Here is a 16,357-nt window from a genome sequence, read left to right as displayed (position 1 = left end):
GGAGTGAACGAGGGTTTACTCGAATGTACTGAGCGGCCCCGCGCACGTCATCGGCACAAAGGTGTGATCGCGCGCACGTTGCGTAACCACTGCGGACCGCGCTGCACTTACGGCATGCTGACGCGAATCGACCACATCGGGATCGCCTGCTTCGACCTCGACACCACTGTCGAGTTCTACCGGGCGACATACGGCTTCGAGGTCTTCCACACCGAGGTCAACGAGGAGCAGGGCGTGCGCGAGGCCATGCTCAAGATCAACGAGACCTCCGACGGCGGCGCCTCCTACCTCCAGCTGCTCGAACCGACCCGCGAGGACTCCGCGGTCGGCAAGTGGCTGGCCAAGAACGGGGAGGGCGTGCACCACATCGCGTTCGGCACGGCCGACGTGGACGGGGACGCCGCGGCCGTGCGGGACAAGGGCGTGCGGGTCCTCTACGACGAGCCCCGCCGGGGTTCGATGGGCTCGCGCATCACGTTCCTGCACCCCAAGGACTGCCACGGCGTGCTCACGGAACTGGTCACCGCCGCGCCCCAGGAGTCGTCCGACCACTGACCTCCCCATACTCGGGCCGGTAGGGTTGGGGGGCGGGCGTCTCGTGCATCGGGCGCCCGTGGGCCGGGGCCTGGGTATCGGGGGCGAGGGTCGGTGCGACAGGGCAGGCGCGCGGGTATCAGCGGGCGGCCCCGACGCGCCGCCGTGCTGGATCTGACACCATTCCCCGGGGGCCCCGTTCGGCGCAAGGACGGGGCTCGTCAGGAAGAGCTTGCGATCAGGAGTGGGGTCTCCCCTGCTCGAGCGAATTCGAGAGCTTGGGGAAGGATGGGACCGCGCAGTGCGGGGCTACGAGAGCCAGGACAGCCGTCGGCCGGCTGAGACCGACCATCTCTCGCGGTTCGAAGCCGAGATGGATCGGCTGAAGACCGAGCGGGAGAAGGCCGTCCAGCACGCCGAGGACCTCGGCTACCAAGTTGAGGTGCTGCGCGCCAAGCTGCACGAGGCGCGCCGCAACCTCGCGTCCCGTCCTGCCTACGACGGCGCCGACATCGGCTACCAGGCCGAGCAGTTGCTGCGCAACGCGCAGATCCAGGCCGAGCAGCTTCGCGCGGACGCCGAGCGGGAGCTGCGGGACGCCCGCGCCCAGACGCAGCGCATCCTCCAGGAGCACGCCGAGCAGCAGGCCCGCCTCCAGGCGGAGCTGCACACCGAGGCGGTCAACCGGCGCCAGCAGCTCGACCAGGAGCTGGCCGAGCGCCGCCGCACGGTCGAGACCCACGTCAACGAGAACGTGCAGTGGGCGGAGCAGTTGCGCGCCCGCACCGAGCAGCAGGCCCGCCGGCTGCTCGACGAGTCCCGCGCCGAGGCCGACCAGGCGCTGGCCACGGCCCGCGCGGAGGCCGAGCGGATCGCCACGGAGGCCCGCCGGCGGCTGACCGGCGAGGCCGAGGCGGCGCGTGCCGAGGCGCAGGCGCTCCTGGCCCGCGCCCGCCAGGACGCCGAGCGCCTGCTCAACGCGGCGTCGGCGCAGGCCCAGGAGGCCACCGACCACGCCGAGCAGTTGCGTACGTCGACGACGGCCGAGTCGGACGCGGCCCGCCAGAAGGCCACCGAGCTGAGCCGCGCCGCCGAGCAGCGCATGAGCGAGGCCGAGTCGGCGCTGCGTGAGGCGCGCGCCGAGGCCGACAAGGTGCTCGCGCAGGCCAAGGAGGCGGCGGCCAAGCAGCTCGCCGGCGCCGAGTCGACGAACGAGCAGCGCACCCGCACCGCCAAGGAGCAGGTCGCCCGGCTCGTGCAGGAGGCCACCAAGGAGGCAGAGGCGGCCCGCTCGGAGGCCGAGCAGGCCGTCGCGGACGCCCGCGCCGAGGCCGAGAAGCTGATCGCGGACGCCAAGGAGAAGGCCCGTACGGTCACCGCGGAGGAGACCGCGGGCGAGCTGGCGAAGGCGGCGCGCACCGCCGAGGACGTGCTCAACAAGGCGTCCCAGGAAGCGAAGTCGACGACGCGGGCGGCCACCGAGGAGGCCGAGCGGATCCGTGCCGAGGCCGAGGCCGAGGCGGACCGGCTGCGCGCGGAGGCGCACGACCTGGCCGAGGAGCTCAAGGGCGCCGCGAAGGACGACACCGAGGAGTACCGCGCCAAGACCGTCGAGCTCCAGGAGGAGGCGCGGCGGCTGCGCGGCGAGGCGGAGTCGCTGCGCGCGGAGGCCGTCGAGGAGGGCGAGCGCATCCGCGCCGAGGCCCGCCGCGAGGCCGTGCAGCAGATCGAGGAGGCGGCCAAGACCGCCGAGGAGCTGCTCGCCAAGGCGAAGGCGGACGCGGACGAGCTGCGTACGTCGGCGACGGCCGAGGCCGAGCGGGTCCGTACCGAGGCCATCGAGCGGGCCACCTCGCTGCGCAAGCAGGCCGAGGAGACGCTGGAGCGCACCCGCGCCGAGGCCGAGCGCTACCGCACGGAGGCCGAGGAGCAGGCCGAGGCCACGAAGGCGGAGGCCGAGCGGGCCGCGCAGGAGCTCAAGGAGGAGACCGAGCGCGCGCTCGACGCCCGCCAGGAGGAGGCGGCCCGCGAGCTGACCCGGCTGCACACCGAGGCCGAGGAGCGGCTGACGGCGGCGCAGACGGCCCTGGACGAGGCCCGCGCCGAGGGCGAGCGGCTGCGCCGGGAGGCGTCGGAGGAGGCGGACCGGCTGCGTGCCGAGGCCGCCGAGCGCGTACGGAGCTTGACCGAGCAGGCGGAGGCGGAGGCCGAGCGGCTGCGGACGGAGGCCGCGTCGGACGCGTCGGCGACCCGTTCCGAGGCCGAGGCGGTCGCCGTACGGCTGCGGACCGAGGCGGCGACGGAGGCGGAGCGGCTCAAGACGGAGGCGCAGGAGTCCGCCGGCCGGATGCGGGCCGAGGCGCAGACCGCCGCCGAGCGGATCTCCGCGGAGGCCGCCGAGACGCTGGCCGCCGCGACCGAGGAGGCGGCCCGGCGCCGCCGCGAGGCCGAGGAGACGCTCGGCAGCGCCCGCGAGGAGGCGGACCGGGAGCGCGAGCGGGCCCGCGAGCAGAGCGACGAGCTGCTGGCCGTGGCCCGGGCGCGGGTCGAGGAGGCGCAGACCGAGGCGGCGCGGCTGGTCGAGGAGGCGGACCGGCGGGCGACCGAGATGGTCACGTCGGCCGAGCAGACCGCGCAGCAGGTGCGGGACTCGGTGGCCGGGCTCCAGGAGCAGGCGCAGGAGGAGATCGCCGGGCTGCGCAGCGCGGCCGAGCACGCGGCGGAGCGTACGAAGCAGGAGGCGCAGGAGGAGGCCGACCGGGTCCGCGCCGACGCGTACGCGGAGCGCGAGCGGGCCACGGAGGACGCCAACCGCACGCGCGGTGAGGCGACCGAGGCGGCGGAGGCCGCGAAGGCGCTCGCCGAGCGGACGGTCTCGGAAGCCATCGCCGAGTCGGAGAAGCTGCGGTCGGACGCCTCGGAGCACGCGCAGCGGGTGCGTACCGAGGTGGCGGACCTGCGGTCGGCGGCCGACCACGACGCGTCGCGGACCCGCGCGGAGGCCCGCGAGGACGCCAACCGCATCCGTTCGGACGCGGCGGCGCAGGCGGACACGCTGATCACGGAGGCGCGCGCCGAGGCGGAGCGCCTGACGACGGAGACGGCCGCGGAGGCGGAGCGGGTCCGTACGGAATCGACCGCGCGCGCCGAGCAGTTGGTGGGCGACGCGACGGCCGAGGCGGAGCGCCTGACCGCCGAGTCGACCGAGGCCGCCGAGAAGCGGCTCGCGGACGCCAAGACCGAGGCCGAGCGGGTCACCGCCGAGTCCACGGAGGCCGCCGAGAAGCGGCTCGCGGACGCCAAGGCCGAGGCCGAGCGGGTCACCGCGGAGTCGACGGCGGCTGCCGAGCAGCGGGTCGCGGAGGCGGCCACCGAGGCGGAGCGCCTGACGGCCGAGTCGACGGCCGCCGCCGAGCAGTTGACGAATGAGACGCTGACCGAGGCCGAGCGGGTGCGCGCGGACGCGGTGGCGAAGGCGGAGAAGCTGGTCGCGGACGCGACGGGCGAGGCGGAGCGGCTGCGCGCCGAGGCGGCGGAGACCGTCGGTTCGGCGCAGGCGCACGCGGAGCGGGTGCGGTCCGACGCCGAGCGCGTGAAGGCGGACGCGGCGGCCGAGGCCGAGCGGCTGCGCTCGGAGGCGCGCGAGGAGTCCGAGCGCACGCTCGACGAGGCCCGCAAGGCCGCCGACAAGCGGCGTTCGGAGGCCGCGGAGCAGGTCGACAAGCTCATCTCGGAGTCCGCGGCCGAGGCCGACAAGCTGACCCGTGAGGCGCAGGAGGCGGCGCAGAAGAAGACCGCCGACGCGGAGGCGCAGGCCGACACGATGGTGGGCGCGGCGCGTACCGAGGCGGAGCGCTTGGTCGCCGAGGCCACGGTCGAGGGCAACGCGCTGGTGGAGAAGGCCCGTACGGACGCGGACGAGCTGCTGGTCGGCGCGCGCCGGGACGCGACGCAGATAAGGGAGCGGGCCGAGGAACTGCGCGACCGGATCACGTCGGAGATCGAGGAGCTGCACGAACACGCGCGCCGCGAGTCGGCGGAGACCATGAAGAACGCGGGCGAGCGGTGCGACGCGCTGGTCAAGGCGGCGGAGGAGCAGTTGGCGGAGGCCCAGGCCAAGGCCAAGGAGCTGCTGAACGACGCGAATTCGGAGGCCGGCAAGGTCCGTATCGCCGCCGTCAAGAAGGCGGAGGGGCTGCTCAAGGAGGCCGAGCAGAAGAGGGCCACGCTCACCCGCGAGGCGGAGAAGATCAAGGCGGACGCCGAGGCCGAGGCCGCCGCGATGGTCGAGAAGGGGCAGCGCGAGCTGGACGTGCTGGTCAGGCGCCGCGAGGACATCAATGCTGAGATCTCCCGTGTCCAGGACGTGTTGGAGGCGTTGGAGAGTTTTGAGGCGCCGTCAGGCGGGGGCAAGGACGGGGGCGTCAAGGCGGGCGCCGCGGCGGGAGCCACACGATCGGGTGGCAAAGGGTCCGAGGACTAGCCAGGAGAGCAACAGTCATGCTTGACATGGGCCTTTGGCCACTTCCTGGCAAGCACTCCGCCCCTACGCCACCCAAAAGGGGTGTCATTCTCCAGATCAAACCCGCATCTGCTCGATGACACGCCGCTTTGGCCCCTAGGATTCCCTCTATCACCTCACACCGGTCTCATTCGACAGGAACCCCATGAGCGACACTTCCCCCTACGGCTTCGAGCTTGTGCGGCGTGGGTACGACCGCGCGCAGGTGGACGAACGAATCTCCAAGCTCGTCTCCGACCGTGACAGCGCTCTTGCCCGTATCACTGCTCTGGAAAAGCGCATCGAGGAACTGCACCTCGAGACGCAGAACGCCCAGGCCCAGGTGAACGACGCGGAGCCGTCGTACGCCGGTCTCGGCGCCCGCGTCGAGAAGATCCTCCGCCTCGCCGAGGAGGAGGCGAAGGACCTGCGCGAGGAGGCCCGCCGCGCCGCCGAGCAGCACCGCGAGCTGGCGGAGACGTCGGCCCAGCAGGTACGTAACGACGCGGAGTCGTTCGCCGCCGAGCGCAAGGCGAAGGCCGAGGACGAGGGCGTCCGGATCGTCGAGAAGGCCAAGGGCGAGGCCACCGCGCTGCGTGCCGAGGCGCAGAAGGACGCGCAGTCCAAGCGCGAGGAGGCGGACGCCCTCTTCGAGGAGACGCGCGCCAAGGCCGCCCAGGCCGCCGCCGACTTCGAGACGAACCTGGCCAAGCGCCGCGAGCAGTCGGAGCGCGACCTGGCCTCGCGTCAGGCCAAGGCCGAGAAGCGTCTCGCGGAGATCGAGCACCGGGCGGAGCAGCTCCGCCTGGAGGCCGAGAAGCTGCGTACGGACGCCGAGCGCCGCGCCCGCCAGACGGTGGAGACGGCTCAGCGCCAGGCCGAGGACATCGTGGCCGACGCGAACGCGAAGGCGGACCGTATCCGCAGCGAATCGGAGCGCGAGCTGGCCGCCCTGACGAACCGTCGTGACTCGATCAACGCGCAGCTCACCAACGTGCGCGAGATGCTGGCCACCCTCACGGGTGCCGCCGTCGCCGCCGCGGGCGCGCCCGCCGACGACGAGTCGATCTCGCGTGGGGTCCCGGCGCAGCAGTCCCGCTGACGCGCGGTTTCCCGATCGTTCAGCAGCCCCCTGCCGCATATGAGTGGCAGGGGGCTGTCGCGCGTTCTACGGTGGCCGCATGATCGAGCTTGAGGGGCTGACGAAGCGGTACGGCGACAAGACGGCGGTGGACGGGCTGACGTTCACCGTCCGGCCGGGCATCGTCACGGGCTTCCTCGGGCCGAACGGCGCGGGCAAGTCCACGACGATGCGGATGATGCTCGGGCTGGACAACCCGACGGCGGGCAGTGTGCGGATCGACGGTCTGCACTACACGCAGCTCAAGGACCCCCTGCGATCGATCGGGGCGCTCCTGGACGCCAAGGCGATGCACGGCGGTCGCAGCGCCTACAACCACCTCCTGTGTCTGGCCCAGTCGAACGGGCTGCCGCGCAGCCGGGTCGACGAGGTCCTGGACACGGTCGGCCTGACGGCGGTGGCGAAGAAGAAGGCGAAGGGCTTCTCGCTCGGCATGGGCCAGCGGCTCGGCATCGCGGGCGCGCTCCTCGGCGACCCGCGCATCCTCATGTTCGACGAGCCGGTCAACGGCCTCGACCCCGAGGGCATCCACTGGATCCGCAACCTCATGAAGTCGCTCGCGGCGGCCGGCCGTACGGTCTTCGTCTCCTCGCACCTGATGAGCGAGATGGCGCTGACGGCGGACCATCTCGTGGTGATCGGTCAGGGCCGGCTCCTCGCGGACACGTCCATGGCGGACTTCATCCGGCAGAACTCACGCTCGTACGTACGACTGCGCTCGCCGCAGCGGGAGCGGCTGCTGGACGTGCTGCACGAGGCGGGCGTCACCGTGATCGAGACGGGCAACGGATCGCTGGAGGTCGACGGGCACTCCGCGGAGGAGCTGGGCGATCTCGCGGGTGCCCATCAGATCGTGCTGCATGAGCTGAGCCCGCAGCAGGCCTCGCTGGAGGAGGCGTTCATGCAGCTCACGGCGGAGTCGGTCGAGTACCACGCCCACACGGACTCCGGGCCGGGCGCAGTGCCGGGCGCGATTCCCGGCGCACCGGGCGCGGTCCCGGGCGCGCCGCCCGTGGGCGGTGAGGCGCCGCTGCTCGACTGGGGCGCGGACTGGCAGCAGCGGCAGGGCGGCAAGCGCCGCGACAAGAAGAAGGGTGCCTGAGATGCCCGCGGCACAGGTCCTGCGGTCCGAGTGGACCAAGATCCGGTCGGTGAACTCGACGCCGCTCACGCTCGGCCTGGCCGTGGTGGTCTCGGTCGGGCTCGGCATGCTGGTCAGCGCGCTGTCCAACAACGAGTTCAAGCACATGTCGGCGGAGCAGCGGCTCACCTTCGACCCGACGTTCATCTCGTTCTCCGGGCTGACGCTCGGGCAGTTGGCGATGGTCGTCTTCGGGGTGCTGGTGGTGTCCGGCGAGTACAGCACGGGCATGATCCGCACCTCGCTCGCGGCGGTCCCGCAGCGGGCCACGTTCCTGTTCTCCAAGGTCGCGGTCGCCGCCGTGCTCGCGCTCGCCGCCGCCCTCGTGACGAGCTTCGCCGCGTTCTTCCTCGGGCAGCTCATGCTGGGCGACCACAGCACGACGCTGGGCGCGACGAACGTGCTGCGGGCGGTCATCGGCGCCGCCGTGTACATGACGCTCCTGGCGATGTTCTCCATGGGCGTCTCCACGATGCTGCGCTCGCCGATGCTCTCGCTCGGCATCCTCATGCCGTTCTTCTTCCTCGTCTCCCCGATCCTCGGCAGCGTCTCGGCGACGAAGAAGGTCGCCCAGTACTTCCCCGACCAGGCCGGCCTGCGGATCATGCAGGTCGTGGACGCGGGCAGCGACGCCCCCTACGGCCCGTGGGGCGGGCTCTGCGTCCTGCTCGCGTGGGTGGCGGCGGCGCTCATCGGCGGATACGTGCTGCTGAAGAAGCGGGACGCGTAGGGCGGCGGACCGAGAAGCGCCGGGGGCGCGGGGCCCAGGCCGCTCCCCCGGAGCGACCCGCACTCTTTACTTTCTCTTGGCCGGAACCGTCAGCGCTCGGATACCCTCCTAACCCTTACGGGGGCGTGTGCCCCGACGTCCTGAACCGTGTCGATACGTTCAGAACTTCCGATGGGTGCGGAGAATGATCGAGGCAGTCGGCCTGACGAAGCGCTACGGCGCGAAGACGGCCGTGTACAACCTTTCCTTCCAGGTACGGCCGGGCACCGTCACGGGCTTCCTCGGGCCGAACGGGTCGGGCAAGTCGACCACGATGCGCATGATCCTCGGCCTCGACCAGCCGACGTCCGGCCACGTGACCATCGGCGGCTACCCGTACGCCAAGCTGCCGAACGCTCCGCGCCAGGTGGGCGCGCTGCTGGACGCCAAGGCCATGCACGGCGGCCGGGCCGCCCGCAACCACCTGCTGTGTCTGGCGCAGCTCGCCGGCATCCCGGCCCGCCGCGTCGACGAGGTGCTCGGTGTCGTCGGCCTCCAGGACGTGGCGAAGCGGCGCTCCAAGGGCTTCTCGCTCGGCATGGGGCAGCGGCTCGGCATCGCGGCGGCGCTCCTCGGCGACCCGCAGGTCCTCCTCTTCGACGAGCCGGTCAACGGCCTGGACCCCGAGGGCATCCTCTGGGTGCGGAACCTGATGAAGACGCTTGCCGCCGAGGGCCGTACGGTCTTCGTCTCCTCGCACCTGATGAGCGAGATGGCGCTGACGGCCGAGCACCTGATCGTGATCGGGCGCGGCCAGCTGCTCGCGGACATGTCCGTCACGGACTTCATCTCGCAGAACTCCGCGGACTTCGCGCGCGTACGCACCCCGGACAGCGAGCCGCAGCAGCGCGAGAAGCTGAGCGCCACGCTGACCGAGGCGGGCGGCCAGGTGCTGCCCGAGCCGGACGGCGCGCTGCGGGTGACGGGCCTCGCGCTGCCCCGGATCAGCGACCTCGCGCACGACGCGGACGTGCGGCTGTGGGAGCTGTCGCCGCACCGGGCGTCGCTGGAGGAGGCGTACATGCGGATGACGCAGGGCGCCGTGGACTACCGCTCGACCGCCGACCAGCTGGCGGGGTTCCAGCCGCCGCCGGGGCCGGGCATGGCGCCGCCGCAGCAGATGCCGGTGCCGGGCCAGGGGCAGCCGGGCTGGTACGCCCCGCCGCCGCCCGGACAGCAGCACCCGCAGGCGCCGGGCGGCCCGTTCGCGCCGGCCCCGGGTCAGCACGGCCAGCCCGGCCAGCCCGGCCAGGCGCCGCTGCCGGCCGGCGCGAACCCGTACGCCGCTCCCCCGCAGGCGCCCCAGCCCCAGCCGCAGGCGCACGCCCCGGCCGCGCAGCCGCAGTCTCAGGCCCCGCAGCCGTCGCAGGCCCCCGTCCAGCCCCCGGCCGCGCCGCCCGCCGCCCCGACCACCGACAAGGACACCACCCGATGAGCACGCCGCCCCCGTCCTACGCCCCGCCGGCGGGCCTGCCCGGAGCCGGTTACCACTCCCCCATCCCGGTGCGCCGCGCCACACTGGCGGACGCGCTGCGCTCGGAGTGGACGAAGATCCGTACCGTGCGCTCCACCATGTGGACGCTCGGCGTGATGGTCGCGCTCATGGTCGGGCTCGGCCTCGGGTCCGCCGCGATCGTCGCCACCGCCGACAACCTCGGCATGGGCGGTGACGACGTCCTGAGCCTCGGCTTCTTCGGCGTCCTGCTCGGCAGCATCTGCGTGATCACGCTCGGCGTCCTGACGATCGGCTCCGAGTACGGCACGGGCATGATCCGTACGACGATGACGGCCTGCTCCAGCCGCAGCCGGGTGCTCACCGCCAAGGCCATCGTCTTCTTCGCGCTGGTCTTCGTGCTGGTGACGGTCGTCTCCGCGGTGGTCGGCGCGCTCCAGGTGGGAATCGTCGGCGTCGGCTCGCCGAGCGGCTCGATGTGGTTCCGGGGCACCGTCGGGGTCGGCCTCGTCGTGGCGCTGCTCGGGCTGCTCGGGCTCGCGGTCGGCACGCTCGTGCGGCACTCGGCGGGTGCGATCACCATCATGATCGGCCTGGTGCTGCTGCCGCTGGTGCTGGCCATGTTCATGTTCGCCGAGTCCCTGCGCGGGCTCCAGAAGGCCCTGTTCGAGTACTCGGTCCCGAGCCAGCTCGCCGCGCTCTACGGCGACTCCGTCGGCGGCGGGGACTCCGGCCCGGCGGGCTGGGACCCGCTGTGGATCATCGGCCTGGTCACGGCCGTCGCGCTCGGCGCCGCCTTCGCCGTGCTCAACAGCCGGGACGTGTGAGGCGCCGTACGGCTCCTCAGTAGCGCGGTGCGTTACGGGACCGCTGCACCTTCGTGGTGCGGCGGTCCTTCGCGTTCCAGCAGGCCTTGTGCCAGTGGCGCCGGTCGTCCACGCCCCCGTACTCCGGCCACGCCACGACATGCGCGACGCCGGAGGCGATCTCCTGGTCGCAGCCCGGGCAGCGGTAGGTCTTGCCCGCGGCGCTCGCCCCCGCGACGTGCCGTACGCTCCACTCCTCGCCCTGCCAGCTCTCGCTGGACTGGAACCCGCCGTAGCGCCTCCCCGCGTCCTCGCTGCTGCTGAACGATCCGCCGGCCTTGGGGCGGTTGCGACGCGGGGACACGGCTCACCTCACGGGGTGTCTGTACGGGGCAGGAGTCCAGCGTACGCCGCGCCGGGACGGGTACCCGGCGGTCGTCAACACCCGCGCCCCCAGCGGACTCTCCGGACAATCTGCCAATCTTCCCGCCAGGCCGTGCCCTTGGCACTTGTCAGCCGTTATTGCCCTCAGGGGGAGTGCCCGCGTCGGCGCCAAGGAAGGCAAGGATTGCGATGCGCGTAGGAACGTTTGTACTGGCCGCCCAGTTCCCCGGCCAGGGCCAGGGGGAGGCGCTGCACCGGGCGGTGCGGTCGGCCGAGGCCGCCGAGGAGGCCGGCCTGGACTCCGTGTGGCTCGCCGAGCACCACTTCGTGCCGTACGGGACCTGCCCCTCGGCGGTGACGCTGGCGGCGCTGCTGCTCGGGCGCACCCGCAGACTGCGCGTGGGGACGGCGGTGAGCGTGCTGCCGACGGCGCATCCGGTGGCCCTCGGCGAGCAGGCGGCGCTGCTGCATCTGACGTCCGGCGGCCGGTTCACGCTCGGGGTGGGGCGCGGCGGGCCCTGGGTGGACCTGGAGGTGTTCGGCGCGGGCCTCGCCGCGTACGAGACGGGCTTCCCCGACGCGCTCGACCTGCTGCTGCGCTGGCTGCGTGACGCGGAGGTGGAGGGGCCCGGCGGCCGGTTCGCGTTCCGTCCGGTGCCGGTGGTGCCGCGCCCGGCGGAGGCGATAGGCGGCACCGACCCGGCGGGCCCGGAGGTCGTCGTGGCCTGTACGTCGCCGAAGACCGTGCGGCTGGCGGCGGCGCGCGGCCTGCCGATGCTGCTCGGCATGCACGTGGGCGACGAGGAGAAGGCCGAGATGATCGGCATGTGGCGGCGCTGCGCCCGGGAAGCGGGCCGCGACGGCGACGAGATCCTCGCGGCGCCGCATGTGTCGGCGGGCGTCGCGCAGGTCGCCGACCGGGGCCCGCAGGCGGCGGAGACACTGCTGAAGGCCATGCCGGGCTGGCTCAAGCAGGGCCTGGACGCCCATGTGACGGTCGACGGGCGGCCGCGCTCGATGCGCGACCCGTACGCGTACACGGAGTTGCTGTGCCGGCTGCATCCCGTGGGCACGCCGCGGCAGTGCGCGGACCGGCTCGCCGCCACCGCCGAGCGCACCGGCATCACGCGGTTCGCGCTGCTCGCGGAGGGCTCGGGCGACCTGGCGGCCACCGAGGAGAACGTGCGCAGGCTCGGCGCCGACGTGCTGCCCCGGCTGGCCTGACCCGGCTGTTCCGACCCGGCGAGGAGTCGGCGCCGGGCGCCTGCCTCCCCGTACAGAAGCACCTCCCGCGTACGGGTGGCAGGCGGTCCGGAGCGCGGCAACAGCCGTCAGCAGTCGCGCAGTTCGGGCGACTGGTTGAGCAACTGGTTGCGGGCCGAGGTGAAGCGGGCCAGCGTGTCGTCCACCGCCGGGTCGAGCGGGAAGACCGCGACCCGGTGGCAGTTCTGGAACGCCAGGCGCACACCGAAGTGCCGCTGCAGCGCGCCGCGTATCGCATCGCTCGCAAGGGCGCGCAGCAGTTGGCCGCGCGCCTGCTCGTCCGGCGGCGGCGTCAGGTTGTCGGCGAACTCTCCGCCGTCCACCTTCAGTCGGGCCACCAGGGAGCTGATCATCTCCCACGCGTAGGGCAGGGAGGTCCGGACGCAGTCGACGAATTGATCGTCGTCGACCTCGCCTCGCTCGGCCTGTTCCAACAGAGCCGGTGAGACGTCGAGCGACATGGGTACTCCTCTCGCACCCCCGGGGAGCGGGGGTTGACGGACAGGCCGGGAGGACGGACGCGCAGGTCGAGCAGACACGCAGCGTGCACGCGCCGCGACCTCCTGCTTCTACGGTATGCAACGTGTCCGGGCGGCAACAGGGCGTAGCGCGCACGGTTCGCACACAACCGGCCAATAACGAACTCGGCATTACCGGGGCGAAGTGCGTCGGACCGGGGGTGTGAAGTAGCGTTGCCGACCATGCGTCTCGTCATCGCCCGCTGCTCCGTGGACTACGCGGGCAGGCTCACCGCCCATCTCCCCTCGGCCCCCCGCCTTATCCTCGTGAAGGCGGACGGCAGCGTCTCCATCCACGCGGACGACCGTGCCTACAAGCCCCTCAACTGGATGTCGCCGCCGTGCACCCTCAAGGAGGGCAGCGGCGACGACGCGGGCGTGTGGACCGTGATCAACAAGGCGGGCGAGAAACTGATCATCACGATGGAGGAGATCCTCCACGACTCCTCGCACGAACTCGGTGTGGACCCCGGTCTCATCAAGGACGGCGTGGAAGCGCACCTCCAGGAGCTGCTCGCCGACCGTATCGAGACGCTCGGCGAGGGCTACACGCTGATCCGGCGCGAGTACATGACGGCGATCGGCCCGGTCGACATCCTGTGCCGGGACGCCGAGGGGCAGACCGTCGCCGTGGAGATCAAGCGGCGCGGCGAGATCGACGGCGTGGAGCAACTGACGCGCTATCTGGAGCTGTTGAACCGCGACCCGCATCTGGCTCCGGTGCGCGGGGTGTTCGCCGCGCAGGAGATCAAGCCGCAGGCCCGCGTCCTCGCCACCGACCGGGGCATCGGCTGCACGGTCCTCGACTACAACGCGCTGCGCGGCATCGAGGACGACAAGCTCCGCCTGTTCTGACCCCGCCCCGTACGGGAGAAGCGGCTGCGCCCGCCTCGACCCCGTACGCGAACAACGCCGTACGCGAACGAAGGGCCCCGGACCACATGCGGTCCGGGGCCCTTCGCGTGCCGTACGGGGTCAGATGACGGGCCCGCCGCTGTCCGACGCGGCGGCCTCGCTCGGGGAGCCGGCCGCGCTGGGCGTGCCCGCGATGGGGCTGCGGGCGGTGTCGGAGGTGCCCGGGTCGCTGGGCTCGGTCGGCGGGGGCGTCGACGGGTCCGGCGGGGTGGAACTGGGCGGCGGGGTCGTCGGCGGGCGGGACGTGGGCGGCCGGGACGACGGCGGCCTGCTGGTCGGCCGCGTCGGCGACTTCGACGGCGAGGTGCTCGTCGAGGGCGTCGGGTCGTCGGGCGAGGAGGAACCGGAGGGGCTCTGCGAGGGCTCCCCGCTGTCGCTCGTGGACGGCGAGGGGTCGTCGGCGGTGCCGAGGACCCCGTCGGCGCCCGTGCCGGAGGGCGCCGAGGTGGAACCGCCGGCGGCGCCGTCCTCGGCGGAGTCGGCGCCCGTGTCGCCGCCGCTCTCCCCCGCGGTCGCCGAGGGGTGCGTGCCGACCTTGTCGGAGGACGGGTCGTCGTTGTCCGAGGTCGCGCCGAGGGTGACGACCGTGCCGAGGACGGCGACGAGGAGGGCGCCCGCGCCGGCCGCGACGAGGTTACGCCGGGTGCCCCGGGTGACGGCGGCCCGCGAGGGGCCCTTGCCGCCGCTCCTGCCCGCGGCGGCCGTGCTCGCGGAGGCGCCGCCGATGACGGTCGGGGCGGTCCGCGCGGCCCCGGCGCCCGGGCCGGTCCTGGGCGTCTTCAGGGTCGCCGGGACGGCCGGCACCTCGGCGGTGGTGACGCCGTCAGGGTCGGCGGGCGCGGCGGGGGCCGGGTAGGCGGCGGGCGCCGGGTACGCGGCGGCGGGCCGGTACGGGGACGCGGCCACGGGCGCCCCGGTGGGCGGCGGATACGGACCCTCGTACGAGGAGACCGGCGCGGGGGCGGCGGGCGCGTCCGGGGTCGCGGTGGCGGGGCGGACGCCGGGCAGGGCGGTGCCGGAGCGGTCCGCGACCAGGGCGAGGGCGCGCCGGCCCGCGATGGTGCCGCGCTTGTCGGCGAGAGCGCCGCGCAGTCCGATGGAGGACTCCAGCTCGGCGCGGGCCCGGTCGAACTGCCCGCCGAGCAGCGCCAGGATGCCCAACTCGTGGTGGAAGTACGCCTCTTCGGCCACGTCACCGGCGAGCCGTGCGGCCTCCTGTCCGGCGCGCAGGGCCCGCTCCCAGGAGCTCCAGGCGAGGGCGGCGGCGAAGGCGGGCGCGGCGGCGCGGGCCAGTTCGACGGCGGCGGGGCCCTCCTCGTCGGTGCCGGGCGCGGTGGCGGGGACGAGGACGGTGAGCGCGGCGAGCAGCGCGTCGGCCTCGGCGGCGACCCGCTCGGGCCCGACCGAGGGGTGGGCGGCCCACCAGGCGTAGTGCCGGGCGGCGGTGGTGGCGTGCCCGGTGAGGTCGGCGGCGTACCCGGCGGCCTCCAACTGCGTCTGCACGTTCGCCGCGAGGCGGTACCGGGCGCCGACGGCGGTGACGAGCGCGCAGGCGACCAGTTCGGCGAGGGCGGCGTCGGCGTGGGTGTCGCCGACGAGTGCGGGCAGGTGCGCCTGGTGCGGGATCTCGCCGCCGAGGGCGACACCGAAGCGCAGGGTGGCGCGGGCGGACGGGCTGAGCCGGGAGGCGAGCAGCGCGGCGGGCGCGGCGCCCTCGGCGAGGGTGGGCAGCGGTACGTCGTCGGCGGGCTCGAAGGGCGCGTCGGCGGGGGCGGCGGGCTCGTAGCCGTGGGCGTCGAAGACGCTGGGGTCGGCCCGGAGCTGGTCGCGCTGGCGCAGCAGGGCGCCGGCCTGGGCGAAGCGCAGGGGCAGGCCCTCGGACTCGAACCAGAGGTCGGCCGCCCACTGGGCCTCGTCGTCGGTCAGCACCCGGCCGACGGCGCGCTCCAGCAGCTCCAGACAGGCGCCCCGGCCGAGCCCGCCGAGCGGTACGTCCTCGATCAGCGCGTCCACCGAGGGCGCGGGCACCTCGGGCGTCGCGGCGAGCAGGTAGGCGCATTCGGGCGTGGCGTCGAGGAGTTCGTCGAGGGCGGCGCCGCCGAGTTCGGTGTCGTCGAGGATGACGACGGCGCCGATCTCGTGGACGAGTTCGCGCAGCAGGGCGCGGTCGGGCCGGTGCCCGGGCGCCTTGTGGACGGCGGCGAACAGGTCGTACAGGAGGTCGGTGGCGGTGCGGCGGTAGCCGTTGAGCCGGATCACGCCGTCGGGCGCGAGGTCGAGACAGTCCTCGGCGACCTGGTCGAGCAGCGCGGTGCGTCCCGAGCCCGGGGAGCCGGTGAGCCGTACGGAACGGCCGCGCGCGAGGGACCGTACGAGCCGTTCCCGTTCGTCCTGGCGCTCCAGCAGCGGGAGCCTCGGCAGCGCGGGGCCCGCGGGCTGCGGGGGCCGGGCGGCGCGGGCGATGCCGGCGCGCTCGGCGGCGGTGTGCTTGGCGGGGGCGCCGGGGTGCTCGGCGGGCGGGCAGGGCTCGATCTCGCTGCCGTCGACGGGGTTGACGGTGAGCAGGAAGTCGCCGGAGACGACCTGGGCGGTGCGGGCGGGGGCGGGCGCGCTCTGGCCCAGTTCGGGCGCGGCGGGGCCGCCTCGGGGCGCGCGGGGGCCGCCGGCCGGGGTGGGGCCCGCGGCGGGGTGCGGCTGGTCGGCGCGGTCCGTGTCGCCGGCCGGTCCGTCGTGCCGGTCGTGGCGCCGGTCATGGCCGAAATCGTGCGGTCCCCGGTTCATCGGGTCCATGGTGAAAGCCCCCCAAAAGCGTGGTGTGCCGCTGCCCCTCCCGGCCTGTGCACACTGCGCTGTCGCTTCTGGTCCGGTGCCCGCGCGGCGGGTTCGTCATACCGCGGGCGACCGAACCCTAGACCTCGCCCAGTATTGCCGA

General features: G+C 73.7%; 12 protein-coding genes. 9 read left to right on the top strand and 3 right to left on the bottom strand.

Annotation, left to right across the window (positions count from 1 at the left end; translation table 11 throughout):
• Positions 1–114: 114 nt before the first annotated feature.
• The 7 genes from mce to ACZ7LY_RS06925 all read left to right on the top strand — a co-directional run bounded on the left by mce (position 115) and on the right by ACZ7LY_RS06925 (position 10,366).
• Positions 115–555 carry a methylmalonyl-CoA epimerase gene (gene mce, locus ACZ7LY_RS06955; protein WP_471623468.1) on the top strand — a complete coding sequence of 147 codons (441 nt, stop codon included), beginning with the start codon at positions 115–117 and terminating at the stop codon, positions 553–555.
• 280 nt (positions 556–835) lie between these two features.
• Positions 836–5,017, top strand: a complete 4,182-nt coding sequence (gene scy, locus ACZ7LY_RS06950; RefSeq protein WP_471623467.1) for a polarized growth protein Scy — start codon at positions 836–838, stop codon at positions 5,015–5,017.
• A 184-nt stretch (positions 5,018–5,201) separates the two neighbouring features.
• Positions 5,202–6,137 carry a cellulose-binding protein gene (locus ACZ7LY_RS06945; RefSeq protein WP_471623466.1) on the top strand — a complete coding sequence of 312 codons (936 nt, stop codon included), beginning with the start codon at positions 5,202–5,204 and terminating at the stop codon, positions 6,135–6,137.
• A 79-nt stretch (positions 6,138–6,216) separates the two neighbouring features.
• Complete coding sequence (locus tag ACZ7LY_RS06940; protein ID WP_471623465.1) at positions 6,217–7,278, top strand: ABC transporter ATP-binding protein; 1,062 nt, start codon at positions 6,217–6,219, stop codon at positions 7,276–7,278.
• A 1-nt stretch (position 7,279) separates the two neighbouring features.
• Positions 7,280–8,047 (top strand): ABC transporter permease, encoded by a 768-nt coding sequence (locus ACZ7LY_RS06935; RefSeq protein WP_471623464.1) that lies wholly within the window; start codon positions 7,280–7,282, stop codon positions 8,045–8,047.
• 184 nt (positions 8,048–8,231) lie between these two features.
• A complete protein-coding gene (locus ACZ7LY_RS06930; RefSeq protein WP_471623463.1) occupies positions 8,232–9,521 on the top strand; it encodes an ABC transporter ATP-binding protein in 1,290 nt (429 codons plus the stop codon).
• A complete protein-coding gene (locus tag ACZ7LY_RS06925; protein ID WP_471623462.1) occupies positions 9,518–10,366 on the top strand; it encodes an ABC transporter permease in 849 nt (282 codons plus the stop codon). The genes ACZ7LY_RS06930 and ACZ7LY_RS06925 overlap by 4 nt, the downstream gene beginning before the upstream one ends.
• A 16-nt stretch (positions 10,367–10,382) precedes the next feature.
• On the opposite strand, the gene ACZ7LY_RS06920 is transcribed toward ACZ7LY_RS06925, so the two are convergent.
• Positions 10,383–10,709, bottom strand: coding sequence for an ATP/GTP-binding protein (locus ACZ7LY_RS06920; protein ID WP_471623461.1), 327 nt, complete (start codon positions 10,707–10,709; stop codon positions 10,383–10,385).
• Positions 10,710–10,918: 209 nt separating this feature from the next.
• Between ACZ7LY_RS06920 and ACZ7LY_RS06915 the strand changes: the two genes are divergently transcribed.
• Complete coding sequence (locus tag ACZ7LY_RS06915) at positions 10,919–11,953, top strand: LLM class flavin-dependent oxidoreductase (RefSeq protein WP_471623460.1); 1,035 nt, start codon at positions 10,919–10,921, stop codon at positions 11,951–11,953.
• Positions 11,954–12,060: 107 nt separating this feature from the next.
• Here ACZ7LY_RS06915 and ACZ7LY_RS06910 read toward each other — a convergent pair whose 3' ends face one another.
• Positions 12,061–12,453 (bottom strand): SCO5389 family protein, encoded by a 393-nt coding sequence (locus tag ACZ7LY_RS06910; protein ID WP_471623459.1) that lies wholly within the window; start codon positions 12,451–12,453, stop codon positions 12,061–12,063.
• Positions 12,454–12,693: 240 nt separating this feature from the next.
• Here ACZ7LY_RS06910 and nucS point away from each other — a divergent pair, with 240 nt between their 5' ends.
• A complete protein-coding gene (gene nucS, locus ACZ7LY_RS06905; RefSeq protein ID WP_471623458.1) occupies positions 12,694–13,365 on the top strand; it encodes an endonuclease NucS in 672 nt (223 codons plus the stop codon).
• A 120-nt stretch (positions 13,366–13,485) separates the two neighbouring features.
• Here nucS and ACZ7LY_RS06900 read toward each other — a convergent pair whose 3' ends face one another.
• Entirely contained in the window at positions 13,486–16,215 is a 2,730-nt protein-coding gene (locus tag ACZ7LY_RS06900) for an ATP-binding protein (RefSeq protein WP_471623457.1), read from the bottom strand.
• Between the last annotated feature and the right edge of the window lie 142 nt (positions 16,216–16,357).

The sequence above is a fragment of the Streptomyces sp. NPDC107550 genome, assembly GCF_055639095.1.
The sequence above is the reverse complement of the archived record's forward strand: the minus strand, read 5'-3'. Positions and strand labels throughout refer to the sequence as shown.